General features: G+C 43.0%; 12 protein-coding genes. All 12 read left to right on the forward strand.

Features of this window, described 5'->3' with window-relative positions; all coding sequences use genetic code 11:
• Nucleotides 1-11: 11 nt before the first annotated feature.
• On the forward strand, nt 12-1,451 hold the full coding sequence (locus tag AB5443_RS08025; protein WP_368114173.1) for a DUF3868 domain-containing protein: 1,440 nt from the start codon (nt 12-14) through the stop codon (nt 1,449-1,451).
• Nucleotides 1,452-1,462: 11 nt separating this feature from the next.
• Nucleotides 1,463-3,274: a fimbria major subunit gene (locus AB5443_RS08030; RefSeq protein ID WP_368114172.1), complete on the forward strand. Its 1,812-nt coding sequence runs from the start codon at nt 1,463-1,465 to the stop codon at nt 3,272-3,274.
• 243 nt (nt 3,275-3,517) lie between these two features.
• Nucleotides 3,518-4,627, forward strand: coding sequence for a FimB/Mfa2 family fimbrial subunit (locus AB5443_RS08035; RefSeq protein ID WP_368114179.1), 1,110 nt, complete (start codon nt 3,518-3,520; stop codon nt 4,625-4,627).
• Between the two features lie 17 nt (nt 4,628-4,644).
• A complete protein-coding gene (locus AB5443_RS08040) occupies nt 4,645-5,799 on the forward strand; it encodes a hypothetical protein (RefSeq protein WP_368119602.1) in 1,155 nt (384 codons plus the stop codon).
• Nucleotides 5,800-5,846: 47 nt separating this feature from the next.
• Nucleotides 5,847-8,888, forward strand: coding sequence for a hypothetical protein (locus AB5443_RS08045; protein WP_277131360.1), 3,042 nt, complete (start codon nt 5,847-5,849; stop codon nt 8,886-8,888).
• 133 nt (nt 8,889-9,021) lie between these two features.
• A complete protein-coding gene (locus AB5443_RS08050; protein ID WP_195663926.1) occupies nt 9,022-9,612 on the forward strand; it encodes a UpxY family transcription antiterminator in 591 nt (196 codons plus the stop codon).
• A 267-nt stretch (nt 9,613-9,879) separates the two neighbouring features.
• Nucleotides 9,880-11,811 (forward strand): nucleoside-diphosphate sugar epimerase/dehydratase, encoded by a 1,932-nt coding sequence (locus tag AB5443_RS08055; RefSeq protein ID WP_277131357.1) that lies wholly within the window; start codon nt 9,880-9,882, stop codon nt 11,809-11,811.
• A gap of 13 nt (nt 11,812-11,824) precedes the next feature.
• On the forward strand, nt 11,825-12,658 hold the full coding sequence (locus AB5443_RS08060) for a polysaccharide biosynthesis/export family protein (RefSeq protein ID WP_044656586.1): 834 nt from the start codon (nt 11,825-11,827) through the stop codon (nt 12,656-12,658).
• A 9-nt stretch (nt 12,659-12,667) separates the two neighbouring features.
• Nucleotides 12,668-15,091: a polysaccharide biosynthesis tyrosine autokinase gene (locus AB5443_RS08065; protein ID WP_277131354.1), complete on the forward strand. Its 2,424-nt coding sequence runs from the start codon at nt 12,668-12,670 to the stop codon at nt 15,089-15,091.
• A 24-nt stretch (nt 15,092-15,115) separates the two neighbouring features.
• Nucleotides 15,116-16,207 (forward strand): polysaccharide biosynthesis protein, encoded by a 1,092-nt coding sequence (locus AB5443_RS08070; protein ID WP_044654156.1) that lies wholly within the window; start codon nt 15,116-15,118, stop codon nt 16,205-16,207.
• Nucleotides 16,207-17,409, forward strand: a complete 1,203-nt coding sequence (locus AB5443_RS08075) for a capsular polysaccharide biosynthesis protein CapF (RefSeq protein WP_277131350.1) — start codon at nt 16,207-16,209, stop codon at nt 17,407-17,409. The genes AB5443_RS08070 and AB5443_RS08075 overlap by 1 nt, the downstream gene beginning before the upstream one ends.
• A gap of 7 nt (nt 17,410-17,416) precedes the next feature.
• On the forward strand, nt 17,417-18,601 hold the full coding sequence (locus AB5443_RS08080; RefSeq protein WP_277131348.1) for a UDP-N-acetyl glucosamine 2-epimerase: 1,185 nt from the start codon (nt 17,417-17,419) through the stop codon (nt 18,599-18,601).
• The last annotated feature ends 108 nt before the right edge of the window (nt 18,602-18,709 follow it).

The raw sequence follows: 18,709 nt of genomic DNA on the forward strand, positions 1-18,709 counted from the left end.
AGCGTTTAGTTATGAAACAAATGATTCTTATTATAACAGCATGGCTGGGAACATGCTGTATGCTGAATGCCCAGCAAACTGTCGGAGTGATAACCGATAGTCTCAGGATTGAACGGAACGGTGAATACATAGTGGTTGACATGAGCATGGGTTTGTCTCCTTTGGATGTGGACGTAAACAGGGCTGTATTACTTACTCCCCGTTTTGTGTGCGCGACAGACACGCTTGAACTTCCGTCGATAGGAATTTATGGGCGTCAACGCTATTATTACTATGTGCGTAATGGAGAAAGCATGTTGTCCGGTGCAAAAGAGATGTCATTTAAGGCGCGTTCAAAACCCTCAGATGTGGCATATCATGCCATTATGCCTTACTATGGATGGATGAACGGGGCCGCATTGGAGTTATATCGCAGTGATTACGGCTGTTGCAACACACTATTGGCGGAATATGTCGAGCCGTTAGGAGGATATATGGAAGTGATCCCGTTGTCTCCGCAGTTGCTTTATGTTTACCCTCAGGCAGAAGCGGTCAAAAGCCGCTCACTTTCCGGTTCGGCTTTCATTGATTTTCCGGTCGATAAGACGGTTATTTATCCCGAATATCGTCAGAATACACATGAATTGGGTAAAATCCAAGCTTCCATCGATTCTGTACGGAACGACAAGGATATTACTATTACTTCGGTGTGGCTCAAGGGATATGCGTCACCCGAAAGTCCGTATTCTCATAACCGGGATTTGGCTATAGGCCGTACGGCAGCATTGAAACATTATATCAATCAGCTATATCATTTTAAGGATAGTGTTATAGTTACGGACTATGAGCCGGAAGATTGGGCCGGGTTGCGCCGTTATGTTGAGAAGACCAATCTGGCACACCGCACAGAAATATTGAATATGATTGACAGCAATCTGGAACCGGATGCTAAAGAAGCGAAGATAAAACGGACTTATCCGGAAGAATACCGCTTCTTGTTGCAGAACTGTTATCCGGCCTTACGTCATACCGATTATCGTATAGACTACGTTATCCGCAGCTTCAGCGATGTGGAAGAGATAAAACGTATCATGCAGACGCAGCCTCAGAAACTCAGCCTCAATGAGTTCTATCTTGTGGCACGGACATACGAACCGGGAAGCGTTGAGTTCAACGATGTGTTTGAGACGGCTGTGAGAATGTATCCTGATGACGAGACAGCCAACTTGAATGCGGCGAATTCCGCAATGCAGCGTAAGGATCTTGAAAGCGCAAAACGTTATCTTTCTAAAACGGGAGATTCGCCACAGGCTGTATACGCCCGTGGGGCATATGCCTTTCTTGTTGAGGATTATGATAGTGCGCGAAGATTCTTGAATGACGCGAAAGCGATGGGGGTAGAGCAGGCTGAGATAATTCTTATTGAAATAGATAAAATAGAGAAAGCTAAAAATAATTTATTAATCCATTAACGTTTAATTTTATGAAGTTATCAAATTTATTTTGGGGCTTGCTTGGAGTAATGGCATTTAGTGCTTGTTCCAGCGATGAAATTACGCCCGAAACCGACAGTCCGGAATTTGACGGTCAGAGTCGTTTCCTGTCTGTTCAGATTGCTAATCCGGCAGCTATCAGGACACGTGCAGATGTGAATCCCGGAAATCAGGATGGAGATTTGTTTGAAGAAGGACTGGCAAATGAAAATGAGGTGAAATCGATACGGTTCTATTTCTTCAAAGCAGATGGTTCTGCTTGTCCGGTAAGACGTGAAGGAAAGAATTATTATGATTATTCACTTGAAAGCAAAGATTTGGGAAATGGTGAAAGCGAGATGCCTAATATTGAAGAAAAAGTGAATGCGGTGCTTGTTATTGAAACGGATAAGGATGACAACGTAGATGGTCTTAAATCTATGGTTGCAGTGCTTAACGGTGGAGTAGGCGCCGACTGTTTCTTAGGTGATGCCAACAAGTCTTTGAGTCAACTTCGTGATGAGATTGCATTGGCTGGTACTGCAAAGGACGGTTTCTTGATGACAAGTTCTGTATTTGGTTCTGAAACTTTCCGTTGTGAAGTAGAGGTAACCGCAGATAAGTTGAAAACCAAACCGGAGTCTGCCACTGCCGACCCTGTAAATATTTATGTTGAGCGTGTATGGGCTAAAACAAGATTGTATACTGAATGGAAAGAAGGAGTCTCTCCCAAAACAGTGACATTTAATGAAAAAGAAGGTTATATCGCCATTCCGCTGAAAACGGCAAAAGATAGCGAGACTAATATTACTGTTGGTGAAGGAGAAGATGCAAAAGTTGTATATGCCATTTTCACCGGATGGGATGTGACGAGTACTGCTGATAAAGCATATCTATTCAAAAAGGTTGATTCTGAATGGAATTTAAGTTGGAATTGGAATATGCCTGTTCTTTATCGTTCTTATTGGGCACAGAATCCGGCAGGTACTACACTTGCTTATTTGTCATATAATGAAATAACTAAAAAAGTGGGCACCAAAGGAGTTGAGAATGGAAATTCTACTTCATATGATGGACACAATGCATACTGTCTTGAAAATGCTGCTGATAATAATGATGGTACGAAGTCCGATTACAAACCGGCTGATGCTCTAAGCAATCGTACTCAAGCGATTATTGCAGCCGTATTGGTGACAGTTGATGAGAACAATGTGGCTACTCCTCTTAGTTTGGCTGAATGGGGTGGAACTCAGTATACCGAAGACGGTGCATTGACAGCAATGTTGGGTATTGTAAATACTCAGATTTATACAAAAGAAGTAGATGGTGAAAACGAGAAACTGGTATCAATTAGTAAAGATATGGTGAAATTGGTTTCCGGTATAGATGCAGGTGTAGCTGACGGTTCTTCAGAAGACAGCAAGAGATATTTGAGTTATTTGCAGTTGAATGAAGAGACAGCAAAAGATGTGACATTCTATAAAGCGAATGGAGAGGCGTACGCTACTCATGCTGACGTAAATAAGGTACTTGCCAATAAGAATTCGATTGGTGCAAGAATATGGTCATCCGGTAAAACATATTATTATACTGACATTAAGCATGAAGACGGTGCTGAAGATACTAAAGGTAAGTATGGTGTAGTACGTAATCATATTTATGATATTGCTATCACTTCTGTGGCTGGTCTTGGAACTCCGGTTTTGAATCCTGACGAAAAGATTATTCCGCAACATCCAAAAGATGATGATACTTATCTTGCTGCACAAATAAATATCCTTTCATGGAGAGTTGTAAAACAGAATGTTGATTTAGAATGGTGATTATTCATAGCAAACAGAACCATAAAAACAACCACTAAGTAATCCTGATGGCGGGGCGCTTCCCGTCGGGAAAGCATTCCGCCATCTTTTTAATGTAAAGAAAGCGTTTAGGTATCGGCGCAAAGAGAGATGCCGTTTTGAAATCCCGAAGAAGATTCCGGGTTTCCACTTAATCAGAAATTTCCACTGCGGTTTCGTTCCGCAGACTATATATAATCATTAATTAAGAAATGATAGATGATAATGAATACACTGTCTTATATCAAATATTGGGGAATAACAGTATTGGCAATCATAGCGAGTGCCTTCCTGTTCGTGTCGTGTGACGGTATGATTTATAACGACGAAGGTGACTGCTCCGTGCGCTACCGACTGAAATTCCGTTATGACATGAACCTGAAATTTGCCGACGCCTTTGCTCACGAAGTAAAGTCCGTCAGACTTTACGCGTTCACCCCGGACGGTGAATTGGTATGGCAGTCCGCCGAACAAGGTAGTGTTCTTGCATCAGAAGAATATGTCATGCCTATCGACCTTGCTCCGGGTGACTATCATCTTGTTGCGTGGTGCGGACTTGACAATGAAGAATCCTTCACTTTACCCGACGTGTCGCATGGATGCCACCTGGAAGATTTGCACTGCAAGTTGAAACGGCAATATGATATGGAGACAGATGTAGCCACAGGTGCGCAAAAACGTATCACTTGTTCCAAGCAAGACTTGCATCCGTTGTTTCATGGCACTCTCGATGTCAGTCTGCCTGTAAATGATGACGGGGGTGAGTATACATATGTCATGCCGCTGACGAAAGATACGAATATATTTCGCGTGGTACTTCAGCACCTTTCCGGAGAAGATATAAACGCTGACGACTTTGTCTTTAGCATCGAAGATCGGAACGGTTGGATGGCACATGATAATTCATTGATCAATGATGAGCCGATTACCTATCGTGCCTGGTCCACCTATTCGGGTGAAGCAGGTGTTGATATACCGACAAAAGCCGGTGCGGATGTAATGCCCGGAGCCGGGAAACGTGTTATAACAACAGTCAAAGCTGCCGTAGCAGAACTTACGGTAAGCAGGCTGGTGAAGAGGGACTGGAGCCAGTATCCACGTCCGATGTTGACAATTCGGACTACTGAGGGAAAGCTAGTTGTTTCCATTCCGGTCATTGACTACGCTTTGTTGGTAAGAGGCGAATGTAACAGGAGTATGTCCGAACAGGAATTTCTCGATCGGGCAGATGAATATAATATGACATTCTTCCTTGATGAAGACAATAAATGGGTGAGTACAGTGATACAAATCCTTTCGTGGAAAGTGGTACGTTCTAATGTAGATATAGAGTGAAAAAAATGCTGCGACATATGGAATGGATGGCGGCATTTGTCAGTTGGGCATTGTTGTTGACAGCATGTAGCAGCGGAACAAGTGGCTATACGGACGAAGTACAGCCGGACGATCCCACCGCTACGCTCATCCTGCATACCGCTCTTCTTGACAAAACCCGTGCGGCCGATATCCCTGCGGATAGCCCTGTCGAATATATGTACACGTTACGCATTATTGTCCTTCATGCGGACGGCAGTGTGGAGCATAACGTTCATGTCGATTTTGGTAACTCCCCTCAAACCGAATGTTTCAGGATACTAAAGGTGACACGGAATGAAACAAAGAAAATATACCTGATAGCTAACGAAGAAAGCGTATCTTCCGAGCTTCACGGAAAATTGGAAACATTGACAGCAGGCGATAATACATTCCGGAGCATTGTGGACGAATTGTATTTCACCCCCGATTATAAGAACCCCATTCCTATGAGCTCGGTGTATGATGTCCCGGTCAATGCGGAGAGTTTGGTAGAGCGGCAGTTCTATTTGGTTCGTGCCGCTACCAAATTTACTTTCCGTCTCACGAACGAACGTGAAAATGCTGTCAGTGTGGATGCAATCGGTATTTCCGGAATAGTCGGAAAAACGTATCTGATACCTCATAAAAAGGAAAAGGAAATGCTTTTTGAGGGTGAGCCGTTCTTTTGGATCGACTGGCTGAAAAAAGTGGCGGATGAGTCGCAAAATCATCCGGAGGATGTGACGTTGGCGGATAGGAGAGGGTGGATACAGGATTACGATATTCCTTCCGCACAGATTCACGAGGAAGTTGTCGTTCGTTCCCCGACTCTGGTTCCCGGTCTCACATATCACGTGAATGAAGCTCCCACTCCCGGTGAAAAAATATTCCCCGTGTTTTATCTTCCGGAAAGTAAGAATCTCAAAGATGGAGCACAAGAATATGGAGAGCAAGCCTATATGATGACCCTTCATCTGACAGAAAAAACTCCTGAAGGGGAAGCCGGAACCTCAGAGGAGAAAAAAGTATCGTTTACCCGGTCTTTCCCTAATCTGAGAGCCCTTTTCCGCAACACATACATATTGGTTGACGTCACATTTTGGGAGGAAGGGGTAAAAGTAGATGTGATACCTTATAGTGAGGTTATCCTTAAACCGGATTTCGGATTATAAATGAAATGGCAAAAACAAATAAAAAAGAATGATAATACGATAAGATGATGAGACGCGATATAGTATATACATCTCTGTTGGTACTTGTCTTCAGTGTGGCAAGTTGTGTGGACGACTGGTTTGAAAGACCGGAATCCGTCGGGGAGGGTAAAAGCACGGTGTCTGTTACCGTGGATTTCCGTCCTATGGCTTCAGGGCTTACGCAAAGCACAAGAGCGGCGGGAGATGCGATTAAGGAAATAGAGACGATCTATGTCTTGTTGTATGATGAAAGTGGAAACCTTGTGGAGAATCAAAGCCGTCAGATTCTAGACTATGAAATCACTGATGAGAAACGTGTGGATACAGACGCAGATAACAATGTATCAGCAGAGACACAGACTCCACGTGTCACTTTCAAATTGAAAGAAATACCTTTTGGTAGATACTATATTTATGCTGTTGCCAATATCCCCGATCTTCTTATCAAGTATTCCGATTATATCAAGACCAAAGAGGGGTTAAAGCGTATACCGCTTACCTGGCATAATGTTTCCGGTGAAGTCGGCAAGAACAGTCAGATGCTTGGATATTTCACGTCGACCAAGAAAGATCAGCCGGAAAACGAACCTCTTACCATCAACAGACCGAGCATCTACCTGCATTCGTGGTTGCGCCGGGCTGCTTCGAAACTTACGATCGCTTATGACGGCAGTCGCCTGAAAGAAGGCGTTTTTGTATACCTTAAATCGGTACGGATAAAAGATATTCCGTCACAATGTTATCTGGGGGAAGATAATAATGTAGGTGCGGAAGGATACGGACTGAGCAAAACTTTGTTGGACGGTGAAGAAATAAAATACTATAAAGGAGACTTGCCTACGGATTACGACCACGAATATAATGGCCCGCGTATCACGCGGGGAAATCCCCATTATGGTTCGCATCATGAAGACTCTGTCGCTGTATACTTTTATGAGAATATACAGGGGGAAGGTAAGGACAAGCGGCAGGATGCTGATGGAAAAGACGGGCTTGACGCTCCGGGGATGCCGGGAGACCCCGGCTATAAGCTTAAGGATGACAAACCATATGGCACATATGTAGAAGTAGACGCTTATTACGTCTCCATCAATTCAGAAAGAATTGGAAACGGTCCTATCAAGTACCGGTTCATGCTTGGGCAGGATATTTTCAAAGATTATAATGCCAAGCGTAACTGCCATTACAAACTGACACTCGGATTCAATAATTTTGCCAACGATGTAGACTGGCATATCGAGTATGTGGAGCCGGAACCGGGTGTTGTAACTCCGGAACCCTATTTCATATCATACTTGTATAATCACTCAATGATGTATCCAATTAAAGTAAATACAGGTGGGCGTGAAATTGAATACATAAAGGCGGAAATTATGGATAATCGCTGGGCTCCGTATAATGCCAATGACTCGATATATTATTCTAAAATGGACAAGTCGAATGAGAATCAGTGGAATGGTTTTCTTTCATTACATAAGACTGTCGATCTGGTTATTCCTAAAACGACCTCTTCGGTAACTGTAGATTCTAATAAGGATCATTATGAGAAAGTTCCTAAAAGAGGAGAGCGTACATATACGGATATGAGTGTAGGCGAACATATCACAGCAGATTCCGATTCGAAAGACACATACCGTGTGGAACAACATCCTACCGAAGCGAATACATACAATGTCTTTATACCTATGTATACACGTGCCAAGCAATTGATAAAAGAAACGGCTTATACGGGTAACAATCCTTATGTCGCATACCATCGGAAGGCGGAAGTCAAGATTACGACCAAGCTGAAAGGTCTGGAAAAAACGTTTGAAAATATGGTAACCATTTATCAAGTACGTCGTATTGTCAATCCCAAAGGCATATTTCGTAGTAGCGGAAAGAGTGATCCGTTTCATGTGGTGCTGAAACGTTTACCAAAGGAGAATGCAACCAAATTTGAAACATTTGTGTCAGAAGGACCGTGGAAAGCATATGTTGTAAGGTATTGTAACAGCGATGGTAGTGCAGGCCAAGTTGTCAACCTTGACAAAGGCAGTGGAATGTCCGAATGTATAAAAGATACCGTATATGGAAAAACAGGTTCCGAGATTGATTTTAATGTCAATTTTGATGGAACGTGTGGTGCCAATACTTCCCGTTATGCTATTATAAGGGTCGAATATCACAACTATACTTGTTATCATCTGATATTTGTACGGCAGGGTGATAGTCCGGACAACCTGATAGCAGGCGGAACGAGATGGCACACCAAGAACATGAGGACAAAAACGGAAGAAGCTGAATCTCCGCTGGACGAAGGCTCTCTGTTCGGGCGTGGTAATTGGGATTATCCTATTGATGCGCTGAATAATAAGAATCCCAAGGAATATTGGGTGAATGTACTACCGGAAGATTTTAACAACTCATATCCGGCAGATGGCTTTTTTACAATAGCCGGAAGTGGTGAAAAGAAGAAGTGGAGTGATATAGCCAAAAACGCAGATTTTACAGAGCCTAAAACCGGTTGGAGGGTTGCCAGTGCCTCAGATTATCAGGCATTGTTTGATAGTGATATTATAAAACAGGGATACGGAGTGCTATATGGAGATGGAGCGAAAGAAGTTGCAGATGACCTTAATGATGTGTACGGTTACGATTACACAACCTCAAAGGCACGTGGAATGAGAGGATGTTTTGTCTATAACGAACAAACAGGAAAAAATCTTTTCTTTCCGATAGGTGCTTCCGGTTATGGGCATCGAAAAGATTCTCGAGGTGAATTGGCCGAAAATCAGTACAAGGGAATTTTAAGATATGCTGCAAGTAGGAATACGTACTTTAGCTCAAATGATGCAAGTGACCTTTATCCTAATGGTGTCAATGACTGTCCATTGTTTTATGACATCTATATGCGTCCGGGTGCGATATATTGGTATGGCAAGACCGGGCAGAATAAAATAAATGGTACAACGACGGACAATGTCGGTTGGGACTTCAATTATTTTACATTCGATTTTTATCCTATGGGTAGCTGGGGGACAAGTGGAGGTAAGGACGCCTGCTTTGTTCGTTGTGTAGAAAAGTAATTTAACCACATATTTGGATTTGTGAGTAAAAAGAAAACGTTTTTTCTTGTTTACTATTTATAATTTTGCCTATATTTGCAACCAAATTCATTCCGTTACCGAAGAAGCAACGGAGAAATGAAGGCTAAAATACATGATCATTAACAAAAATGACGACCGAAAAACTCTGCCAACAAATGTGATTGGCAGCGGCGTAGCACGCTCTAAACGTTGGTTAGTGGCAATTGTGCGCATCTGTCACGAGAAAAAAACGAGTGAGCGTCTCACAAAAATGGGGATTGAAAACTTCCTTCCGATTCAACAGGAAGTACATCAATGGAGCGATCGCCGTAAAGTTGTTGACCGGGTATTAATTCCGATGATGATTTTCGTTCACGTTGATTTACATGAACAAAAAGAAGTTTTAACCTTATCCGCAATCAGCCGTTATATGGTACTACGTGGGGAGAGTACTCCGGCTATCATTCCTGACCAGCAAATGTTGCGATTCAAATTTATGCTCGACTATTCGGATGAGACGATTAGTATGAGCACATCGCCATTGGCACCGGGAGAGAAGATACGGGTTATCAAAGGACCATTAGCAGGACTGGAAGGGGAACTGGTAAATGTGAATGGGAAATCAAAGGTTGCTGTCCGATTGACAATGTTAGGGTGTGCATGCGTGGATATACCGGTTGGATGTGTTGAGCCGGTATCAGAAAAAGGGGAATTACACGATTAATCATCTGTTTATTTTATGGGGGTATGGGGATTCTACTACAAGAATGTAATGAAAGTTTGCGAAATCTAGCAGACAGTCTATCAGACATCGGTGATGAAAAATCAGATACATATACCGGTGACCTCTCGAATAAATAAAAATCCATGAAAGTATTGATAAATTGTATCTTTTGAAAGATGCAGTGTAGAAGTGTGCGTAACTATCAGAAGGTGATAATTATCGATCAAATCAGTCAATTTGAAATATAATTTATTCGTTTATACTATAATGGAAAAAACATTAAGGGGTATAGCTCAATACGCTCGTAAGAACTATTTGAGTTATTGGATCATTTTGGGTATTGATACGGTGGTATCTGTCTTATGTTCATTGGTCGCTTATGCTGTCATTCATTATATGGCGCATGTTCCGATGAGCGACTGGATGCTTTGTCAGTTTGTCGGCGTTTCTTTGGTGGCAAGTGTTGCCGGAGCCTTATTGTTTCACACCTATCGCAATACCATCCGTTTTTCTCAGGCACGCGAGCTTTGGCGTATTATGTGCGCTGTATTATTCAAGATAGGATGTTTGTCCGTGATTTCTTTCTGGATTATATCCGACACACAGCTACTTGATAATTATAAAGTCTCCTACCTTCTGTTTGACGGTTTGTTGACGCTGGCTGCGCTGACGGTCTTTCGTGTTTCACTTATCATCACTTACGATTTTTTGTTGGATTGGGTAAATAAGAAGAATACACGTATCCTTATTTATGGTGTTGACGAGGAGAGTGTGGCCTTGAAGTTGCGTCTCCGTGACAGTGCACATTATAAGGTCGCAGGCTTTTATGTTTATGGCAAAAACAACAGCCGTCGCCACTTGGCGGATCTTCCTATTTATTATTTTGAAAATGAATCGGATGTTGACTATATAATACGTAAGCGTGGTATTAAGGGTATTCTGTTTGCCCGTTATGAGGATACCCGTCTGGAGGAAAACCGTCTTTTGGAGTATTGTAAAAGCAATGCTCTTAAAACTCTGATTGCTCCCACTATTAGTGAGGCGGATTCCGACGGTAATTTCCATCAGTGGATACGTCCCATTAAGATTGAAGACTTGCTGGGTCGTGCTGAAATAAACATCAATCTTCGTCAGGTCGCCGAAGAGTTCCGGGGAAAAGTTGTGTTGGTAACCGGTGCGGCAGGTAGTATCGGTAGTGAACTTTGCCGTCAGCTTGTACAGATGGGTATTCAGAAACTCATCATGTTTGACTCTGCCGAGACTCCTTTGCATAATGTCCGTCTTGAATTTGAGAAAAAATATCCAGCCATAGATTTTATTCCGGTGATTGGCGATGTGCGTGTGAAAGAACGTGTACGCATGGTATTCGATCTCTATCATCCGCAAATTGTCTTTCATGCCGCCGCTTACAAGCATGTCCCATTGATGGAAGAGAATCCTTGCGAAGCCGTACTGGTCAATGTCACAGGTTCCCGTCAGGTAGCTGATATGGCTGTGGAGTATGGTGCGGAAAAAATGATCATGGTCTCTACCGATAAAGCCGTGAATCCTACCAATGTGATGGGCTGTTCCAAACGTCTGGCGGAAATCTATGTACAGAGTCTGGGATGTGCCATCCGTGAGGGAAAGGTTAAAGGCAATACCAAATTCATCACTACCCGTTTCGGTAATGTATTGGGTAGTAACGGTTCAGTTATTCCTCGCTTTAGAGAACAGATTGAGAATGGCGGTCCTGTCACAGTTACTCATCCTGATATCATCCGCTTCTTCATGACCATTCCTGAGGCATGCCGTTTGGTAATGGAAGCTGCTACGATGGGAGAGGGTAATGAGATTTTTGTCTTTGAGATGGGGAAGGCTGTGAAAATAGTCGACTTGGCTACCCGTATGATTGAACTGGCGGGTTATCGTCCGGGAGAGGATATCAAGATTGAATTCACAGGCTTACGCCCTGGTGAGAAGCTTTATGAGGAAGTATTGAGTGATAAGGAAAATACGCTTCCGACTGAGAACAAGAAGATTATGATAGCTAAAGTCCGTCGGTATGAGTATGCCGATATCCTTGATACGTACACAGAGTTTGAGAGACTTTCCCGTGCGGTTAAGATCATGGATACGGTCAGACTGATGAAGAAAGTGGTTCCTGAGTTCAAATCAAAGAATTCTCCGCGATTTGAGGTATTGGATAAAGAACAATAAACTAGAATATATTATGAACAATTCATTTTGCATTGCTGCAAGTATGCAGAAAAAAGTCGGTGGAATACTTTCCTGCCTGTTTGTACTCTTTCTGCTTGCTTCCTGCCAGTCATACAAGAAAGTCCCCTATCTGCAGGACTCTGAAGTTGTGGGACAGGTTGCCCAACAGGAAACTCTGTATGATGCCAGGATAATGCCTAAGGATCAGCTTACTATCATGGTGTCATGTACGAACCCTGAATTGGCAGCTCCTTTCAACCTGGGAGTGGTTGGTTCCGTTGGTTTGACTTCCGGGAACTCACAGGGAACTTCTCAATCCTCCCAACAGACTTATCTGGTAGATAATGAGGGTAATATCAATTTTCCTGTATTGGGGATATTGAAAGTTGGGGGGCTGACCAAAAAGGAGGTGGAGCAAATGATAGTGGAGAAACTGAAACCTTATATCAAAGAAACACCGCTTGTTACCGCCCGTATGGTCAACTATAAAATCTCCGTGTTAGGAGAAGTCGCTAGTCCTGGTACATTTACTATCAGCAATGAAAAAGTGAATCTGTTGGAGGCCTTGGCCATGGCGGGTGACATGACTATTTATGGAATTCGTGACAATGTAAAACTGATTCGTGAAGGTGCTGACGGTAAACAACAGATTATAACATTGGATTTGAATAAGGCCGAAACTCTTCTTTCTCCTTACTATTGGTTGCAGCAGAACGATATTGTATATGTGACTCCGAACAAAGCGAAGGCTCGTAATTCGGATATCAGTAGCAGTACGAGTATTTGGTTCTCCGCTACATCTATCTTGATTTCATTAGCGAGTTTATTAGTAACAATCTTCAGATAATAACATCATATGATTGAGGAAAGAAAAGAAAGAACGAAGATACAATCCGAAGAACAGATCAATATTCAGGAAATCCTTTTCCGTTATCTGATTCATTGGCCGTGGTTCGTTGTTTCAGTAATAGTTTGTGTTGCTGTTGCATGGGGGTATCTACATCTGACAACACCTGTATATAATGTTTCTGCCACAGTCCTGATCAAGGATGAAAAGAAAGGTGGTGGTGCGAATATGTCTTCCGAACTGGAAAAGATGGGGATGAACGGCTTTGTCTCTTCATCAAGTAATATAGAAAATGAGATTGAAGTACTAAGTTCAAGGACATTGGCGAGAGAGGTGGTCAGCTCTCTTGGATTGTTCGTGACTTATATGGACGAAGACAGGTTTCCAAAAAAGGAACTGTATCGTACTTCTCCAGTTCTGGTAAGCCTGACTCCACAGGAAGCGGATAAACTTCCTCATACAATGGAAGTAGGTATGTCCTTGCAACCTTCCGGCGTGATGGATGTACAGATCTGGGTTGGAAAAAAGGAGTACCGGAAACGTTTTGAGAAATTGCCTGCCGTACTCCCTACCGATGAAGGTACGGTTGCTTTTTTTGCAAATAATGATACCTTGTCATCACTTCGTCCGGAGAGTGTAACAAAAGAACGTCATATTACTGCTTATATTAACAGACCTTTTTCTGTTGCGAAGGGATACGCTGGTTCCTTGTTAATAACTCCTACTTCGAAAGCTACTACCGTAGTGACCGTTTCACTTAAAAATTCCAGTACCCAACGTGGTAAGGACTATATAGACAAGTTGCTTGAAATGTATAATATCAATGCCAACAATGACAAGAATGAGGTGGCTCAGAGAACGGCAGAGTTTATCGACGAACGTATAGGTATCATCTCAAAAGAACTAGGTAGTACAGAGCGGGATTTGGAGAATTTTAAGCGTAGCGCAGGTATTACGGATTTGACAAGTGAAGCCCAGATAGCCTTGACCGGCAATGCGGAATATGAGAAGAAACGTGTGGAAAATCAGACTCAGATTAATCTTGTCACGGACCTGCAAAGATATCTGCAAGGTACTGAATATGAGGTGTTGCCTGCAAATGTCGGTTTACAGGATGCTGGTGTAGCAGGTGCAATTGACCGGTATAATGAAATGGTGGCTGAGCGTAACCGTCTGTTGCGTACATCAACGGAAAGTAATCCAGCAATTGTAAATCTTAATGCCAGTATCCGTGCGATGCGTGGTAATATACAAACCACCTTGGATGCAACGCTGAAAGGTCTTGAGATTACTAGGGCTGATTTGGCCCGTGAAGCGAGTCGTTATTCCCGTCGTATTAGTGACGCGCCCACTCAGGAACGTCAGTTTGTGAGTATTGCTCGCCAACAGGAAATCAAGGCAGGGCTTTACCTCATGTTGCTTCAGAAGCGTGAGGAGAATGCCATTGTACTAGCTGCCATAGCCAATAATGCCAAGATTATTGACGAGGCACAGGCAGACGGTGCTCCGATTTCCCCAAAGCGGATGACGATTTATCTTGCGGCTTTGGTATTCGGAATAGGTATTCCGGTAGGTATCATTTATCTGATTGGTCTGACCAAATTTAAAATAGAAGGCCGTGCAGATATTGAAAAACTGACTTCGCTCCCTGTTATCGGTGATGTCCCGTTAGCCGATGAGAAAAACGGTTCTATTGCTGTATTTGAGAATCAGAATAATTTAATGAGCGAGACTTTCCGTAATGTCCGTACCAATCTTCAGTTTATGCTTGAAAATGGCAAGAATGTAATTTTGGTGACTTCTACCATTAGTGGTGAAGGCAAGTCCTTTATATCCGCCAATTTGGCTATCAGTCTTTCCTTATTAGGGAAGAAAGTTGTAATAGTTGGTCTTGATATTCGTAAACCGGGGTTGAATAAAGTATTTAATATCCCTAAAAAGGAGCATGGTATTACCCAGTTTTTGACTAATCCGACAACGAATCTGATGGATTTGGTACAGGCTTCTGATATAAACAAGAACTTATATATTCTTCCCGGTGGAACCGTTCCGCCTAATCCGACAGAGTTGTTGGCTCGTGACGGATTGGAGAAGGCTGTTGAAATACTGAAGAAGAATTTTGACTATGTGATATTGGATACTGCTCCTGTAGGTATGGTGACAGATACTTTGCTCATAGGACGTGTAGCGGATTTATCTGTTTATGTATGCCGTGCTGATTACACCCGTAAGGCTGAGTTTACTTTGATCAATGAACTCGCTGAAAATAATAAATTGCCTAATCTCTGTATTGCCATCAATGGTTTGGATCTTCAGAAGAAGAAATACGGCTATTACTATGGTTATGGTAAATATGGCAAGTATTATGGCTATGGTAAACGTTATGGTTATGGCTACGGGTATGGGGAACATAAAGTAAAAAGACAAGGCTAATTAATCAATAATAATATCAAAGATATGTCAGTGTTTAAAGACAAAGTCCTGTTAATCACAGGTGGTACAGGCTCATTCGGTAATGCCGTACTCCGTCGTTTTCTCACAAGTGATATAAAGGAAATCCGTATTTTTTCACGTGATGAAAAGAAACAGGATGATATGCGTCACCATCTTCAGGCACAGCATCCTGAACAGGCATCAAAGGTAAAGTTTTATATTGGAAATGTTCGTAACCGTGAGTCTGTTGATGTTGCGATGCGTGGGGTGGACTATGTGTTTGCAGCCGCCGCTTTGAAACAGGTGCCTTCCTGCGAATTCTTCCCTATGGAAGCGGCCATGACCAATGTGATGGGTACAAGCAATGTGCTACTTTCAGCCATTGACCACGGCGTAAAGAATGTAGTCGTTCTTTCTACTGACAAGGCGGCTTATCCCATCAATGCCATGGGGATCTCCAAAGCTTTGATGGAAAAGGTAGCTATTGCGAAGGGACGGGAATTAGGTGAAGGTGCTCAGACGACTATCTGTTGTACCCGTTATGGTAATGTAATGGCATCACGTGGTTCGGTTATTCCTTTGTGGGTGGAACAAATCATGTTGGGTAAATCCATAACTATTACAGATCCCAATATGACCCGTTTCATGATGACTTTGGATGATGCGGTAGATCTCGTAATCTATGCCTTTACCCATGGTCATAATGGTGACCTTTTCGTACAGAAGGCTCCTGCCGCCACATTGGATGTGCTTGCCGAAGCTTTGAAGCAGATTTATTCCAGGATTGATCCTAAATACGGTGAAACCGAGGTTAAGGTCATTGGGACTCGTCACGGTGAGAAACTCTATGAGACTTTGGTTACTCGTGAGGAAATGGCAAAAGCTATTGATTGCGGCAACTACTACCGTATTCCTTGCGACAGTCGTGACCTCAACTATGACAAGTTCTTTGTGGAGGGTAATGAGAAAGTTTCAGCAATTGAGGATTACCACTCGCACAATACCGCACGTCTGGATATTGAGGGGATGAAGGAACAGCTTATGCGCTTGCGTTTCATCCAGGAAGATCTCGGTTTAATAGAGCGTGCAAAGTCAAAAGAAATTCGTTCCGAATAATGAAGATACTTGTAACAGGTGCCAAAGGTTTCGTAGGAAAAAATCTTTGTGCCGAGCTCAACAATATAAAGGAAGGAAAGGCCCGCTGTTATGGCGGTCTTGTTATTGATGCTGTTTATGAATATGATATAGACAGTAATCTGGAGGAATTGGATGCCTATTGTTCTGACTGTGACTTCGTTTTCAATTTGGCAGGTGTAAACCGCCCTAAGGAGAATAGCGAGTTTATGAGCGGCAACTTCGGCTTTGCATCAATATTGCTCGACTGTTTGAAGACTCACAAGAACACTTGCCCCGTGATGTTGTCAAGTAGCATCCAGGCAACCCTGATTGGCCGTTATGGTACCAGCGATTACGGTAAGAGCAAGTTGGCGGGTGAGGAACTGTTCTTTGAATATGGTAGAGAAACAGGTGCCAGAGTATTGGTATATCGTTTCCCGAATCTCTTTGGCAAATGGTGTCGTCCCAATTATAACAGTGCGGTTGCCACATTCTGCAACAACATCGCCAACGACCTTGCCATACAGGTTAATGATCCCGGTGTAGAGCTTGAACTTCTTTATATCGATGACCTTGTAAAAGAAATGATAAATGCTTTGCAAGGTGAAGAACATCATTGTGAGTTTGACGGTGTGGAGACTGTCCTTAATGCTGACGGGCGCTACTGTGCTGTGCCTGTCACCCACAAAGCAACCCTTGGTGAAATCGTTTCGTTACTCGAATCCTTTAAGGCGCAGCCCCAAACATTGGTAATGCCCGAGATTCCCGAGAATTCATTCGCCAAGAAGCTTTACAGTACCTTCCTTAGCTATTTACCCAAAGAAAAGGTAATCTTTCCGTTGAAGATGAACGTGGATGACCGTGGCAGTTTCACCGAGTTGTTGAAGACAGTTAACTGCGGCCAGTTTAGTGTGAACATCAGTAAACCCGGTATTACCAAGGGGCAGCATTGGCATCATACAAAATGGGAGTTCTTTATTGTCGTATCGGGCAGGGCTCTTATTCAGCAACGCCGGATAGATACTGACGAAGTGTTGAACTTTGAGGTTAGCGGTGATAAGATAGAAGCTGTACACATGTTGCCCGGCTATACTCACAATATCATAAACCTCTCTGATACTTGTGAACTGGTGACACTCATGTGGGCCAACGAGGCATTTGACTCCAATTGTCCGGACACTTATTTCTTACCCGTAGAATAAATACATTATGGCAGATATTAAAACAGATTATAGTGACGTAAAGTTTGCGGATAACGGCAAACTGAAACTTCTTATCATAGTAGGTACAAGGCCTGAGATTATTCGTCTTGCGGCAGTTATCACCAAGTGTCGCAAATACTTTGATACAGTTTTGGCGCATACCGGTCAGAACTATGACTATAACCTCAACGGGGTATTTTTCAAGGATTTGAAATTAGCCGACCCTGAGGTTTATATGGATGCCGTAGGTGACGACTTGGGTTCAACAGTTGGTAATATTATCAACTGCTCCTACAAATTAATGAATGTAATCAAGCCTGATGCGTTACTCATCCTGGGTGATACCAACTCTTGTTTGAGTGCTATCGCAGCAAAACGTCTTCATATTCCCATCTTCCACATGGAGGCAGGTAACCGTTGTAAGGATGAATGTTTGCCTGAGGAGACCAACCGACGTATTGTCGATATCATCAGTGATGTGAATCTGGCATACAGCGAGCATGCAAGAAGATACCTTCACGAGTGCGGTCTTCCCAAAGAACGCACCTATGTTACCGGTAGTCCCATGGCTGAGGTATTGCATGCCAATCTTGCTGACATAGAAGCCAGCGACATTCATCAACGTCTCGGTTTGGAGAAGGGCAAATACATCCTGCTCAGTGCTCATCGCGAGGAGAACATAGATACAGAGGAGAATTTTCTTTCACTGTTCAATGCTATCAATGCCATAGCTGAAAAGTATGACATGCCTATTCTTTATAGCTGTCATCCCCGTTCACGCAACCGTATCGAGAAGAGCGGGTTCCAGTTGGATAAACGTGTAATTCGCCACGAACCTCTCGGTTTTCATGACTACAACTGCCTGCAGATGAATGCTGCTGCTGTAATCAGTGATTCGGGTACCCTGCCCGAGGAAAGCAGTTTCTTCACCAGTGTGGGACATCCTTTTCCGGCAGTCTGTATCCGCACCAGTACCGAACGTCCCGAATCGTTGGACAAGGCTGGTTTTATCCTTGCGGGCATAGACGAAAAATCTCTCCTTCAGGCTGTTGATACTGCCATTGCTATGAATGCCGAGGGTGATAACGGGATACCTGTACCTGTGTATGTTGAGGATGTTGCCAACAAGGTGGTGAAGATTATTCAAAGCTACACTGGTGTGGTTAATAAGATGGTGTGGAGAAAGAGGTAAATAGTTTGTTACATTCTAATATGCTTTGCTTTTTTAATGTCAGATACCTCAGCGAATAATAAACGAATAGCTAAAAATACGATGCTACTATACATCCGTACATTCATT

Source organism: Bacteroides sp. RTP21281st1_H5_RTP21281_210402 (assembly GCF_040918965.1).
In the GTDB taxonomy this organism is placed as follows: Bacteria; Bacteroidota; Bacteroidia; order Bacteroidales; family Bacteroidaceae; genus Bacteroides; species Bacteroides congonensis.

Excerpts from the sequence above, each read along its gene's own strand:
- AB5443_RS08025 (WP_368114173.1), top strand. The coding sequence starts at position 12 with ATGAAACAAATGATTCTTATTATAACAGCATGGCTGGGAACATGCTGT.
- AB5443_RS08030 (WP_368114172.1), top strand. The coding sequence starts at position 1,463 with ATGAAGTTATCAAATTTATTTTGGGGCTTGCTTGGAGTAATGGCATTT.
- AB5443_RS08035 (WP_368114179.1), top strand. The coding sequence starts at position 3,518 with ATGAATACACTGTCTTATATCAAATATTGGGGAATAACAGTATTGGCA.
- AB5443_RS08040 (WP_368119602.1), top strand. The coding sequence starts at position 4,645 with ATGGAATGGATGGCGGCATTTGTCAGTTGGGCATTGTTGTTGACAGCA.
- AB5443_RS08045 (WP_277131360.1), top strand. The coding sequence starts at position 5,847 with ATGAGACGCGATATAGTATATACATCTCTGTTGGTACTTGTCTTCAGT.
- AB5443_RS08050 (WP_195663926.1), top strand. The coding sequence starts at position 9,022 with ATGATCATTAACAAAAATGACGACCGAAAAACTCTGCCAACAAATGTG.
- AB5443_RS08055 (WP_277131357.1), top strand. The coding sequence starts at position 9,880 with ATGGAAAAAACATTAAGGGGTATAGCTCAATACGCTCGTAAGAACTAT.
- AB5443_RS08060 (WP_044656586.1), top strand. The coding sequence starts at position 11,825 with ATGAACAATTCATTTTGCATTGCTGCAAGTATGCAGAAAAAAGTCGGT.
- AB5443_RS08065 (WP_277131354.1), top strand. The coding sequence starts at position 12,668 with ATGATTGAGGAAAGAAAAGAAAGAACGAAGATACAATCCGAAGAACAG.
- AB5443_RS08070 (WP_044654156.1), top strand. The coding sequence starts at position 15,116 with ATGTCAGTGTTTAAAGACAAAGTCCTGTTAATCACAGGTGGTACAGGC.
- AB5443_RS08075 (WP_277131350.1), top strand. The coding sequence starts at position 16,207 with ATGAAGATACTTGTAACAGGTGCCAAAGGTTTCGTAGGAAAAAATCTT.
- AB5443_RS08080 (WP_277131348.1), top strand. The coding sequence starts at position 17,417 with ATGGCAGATATTAAAACAGATTATAGTGACGTAAAGTTTGCGGATAAC.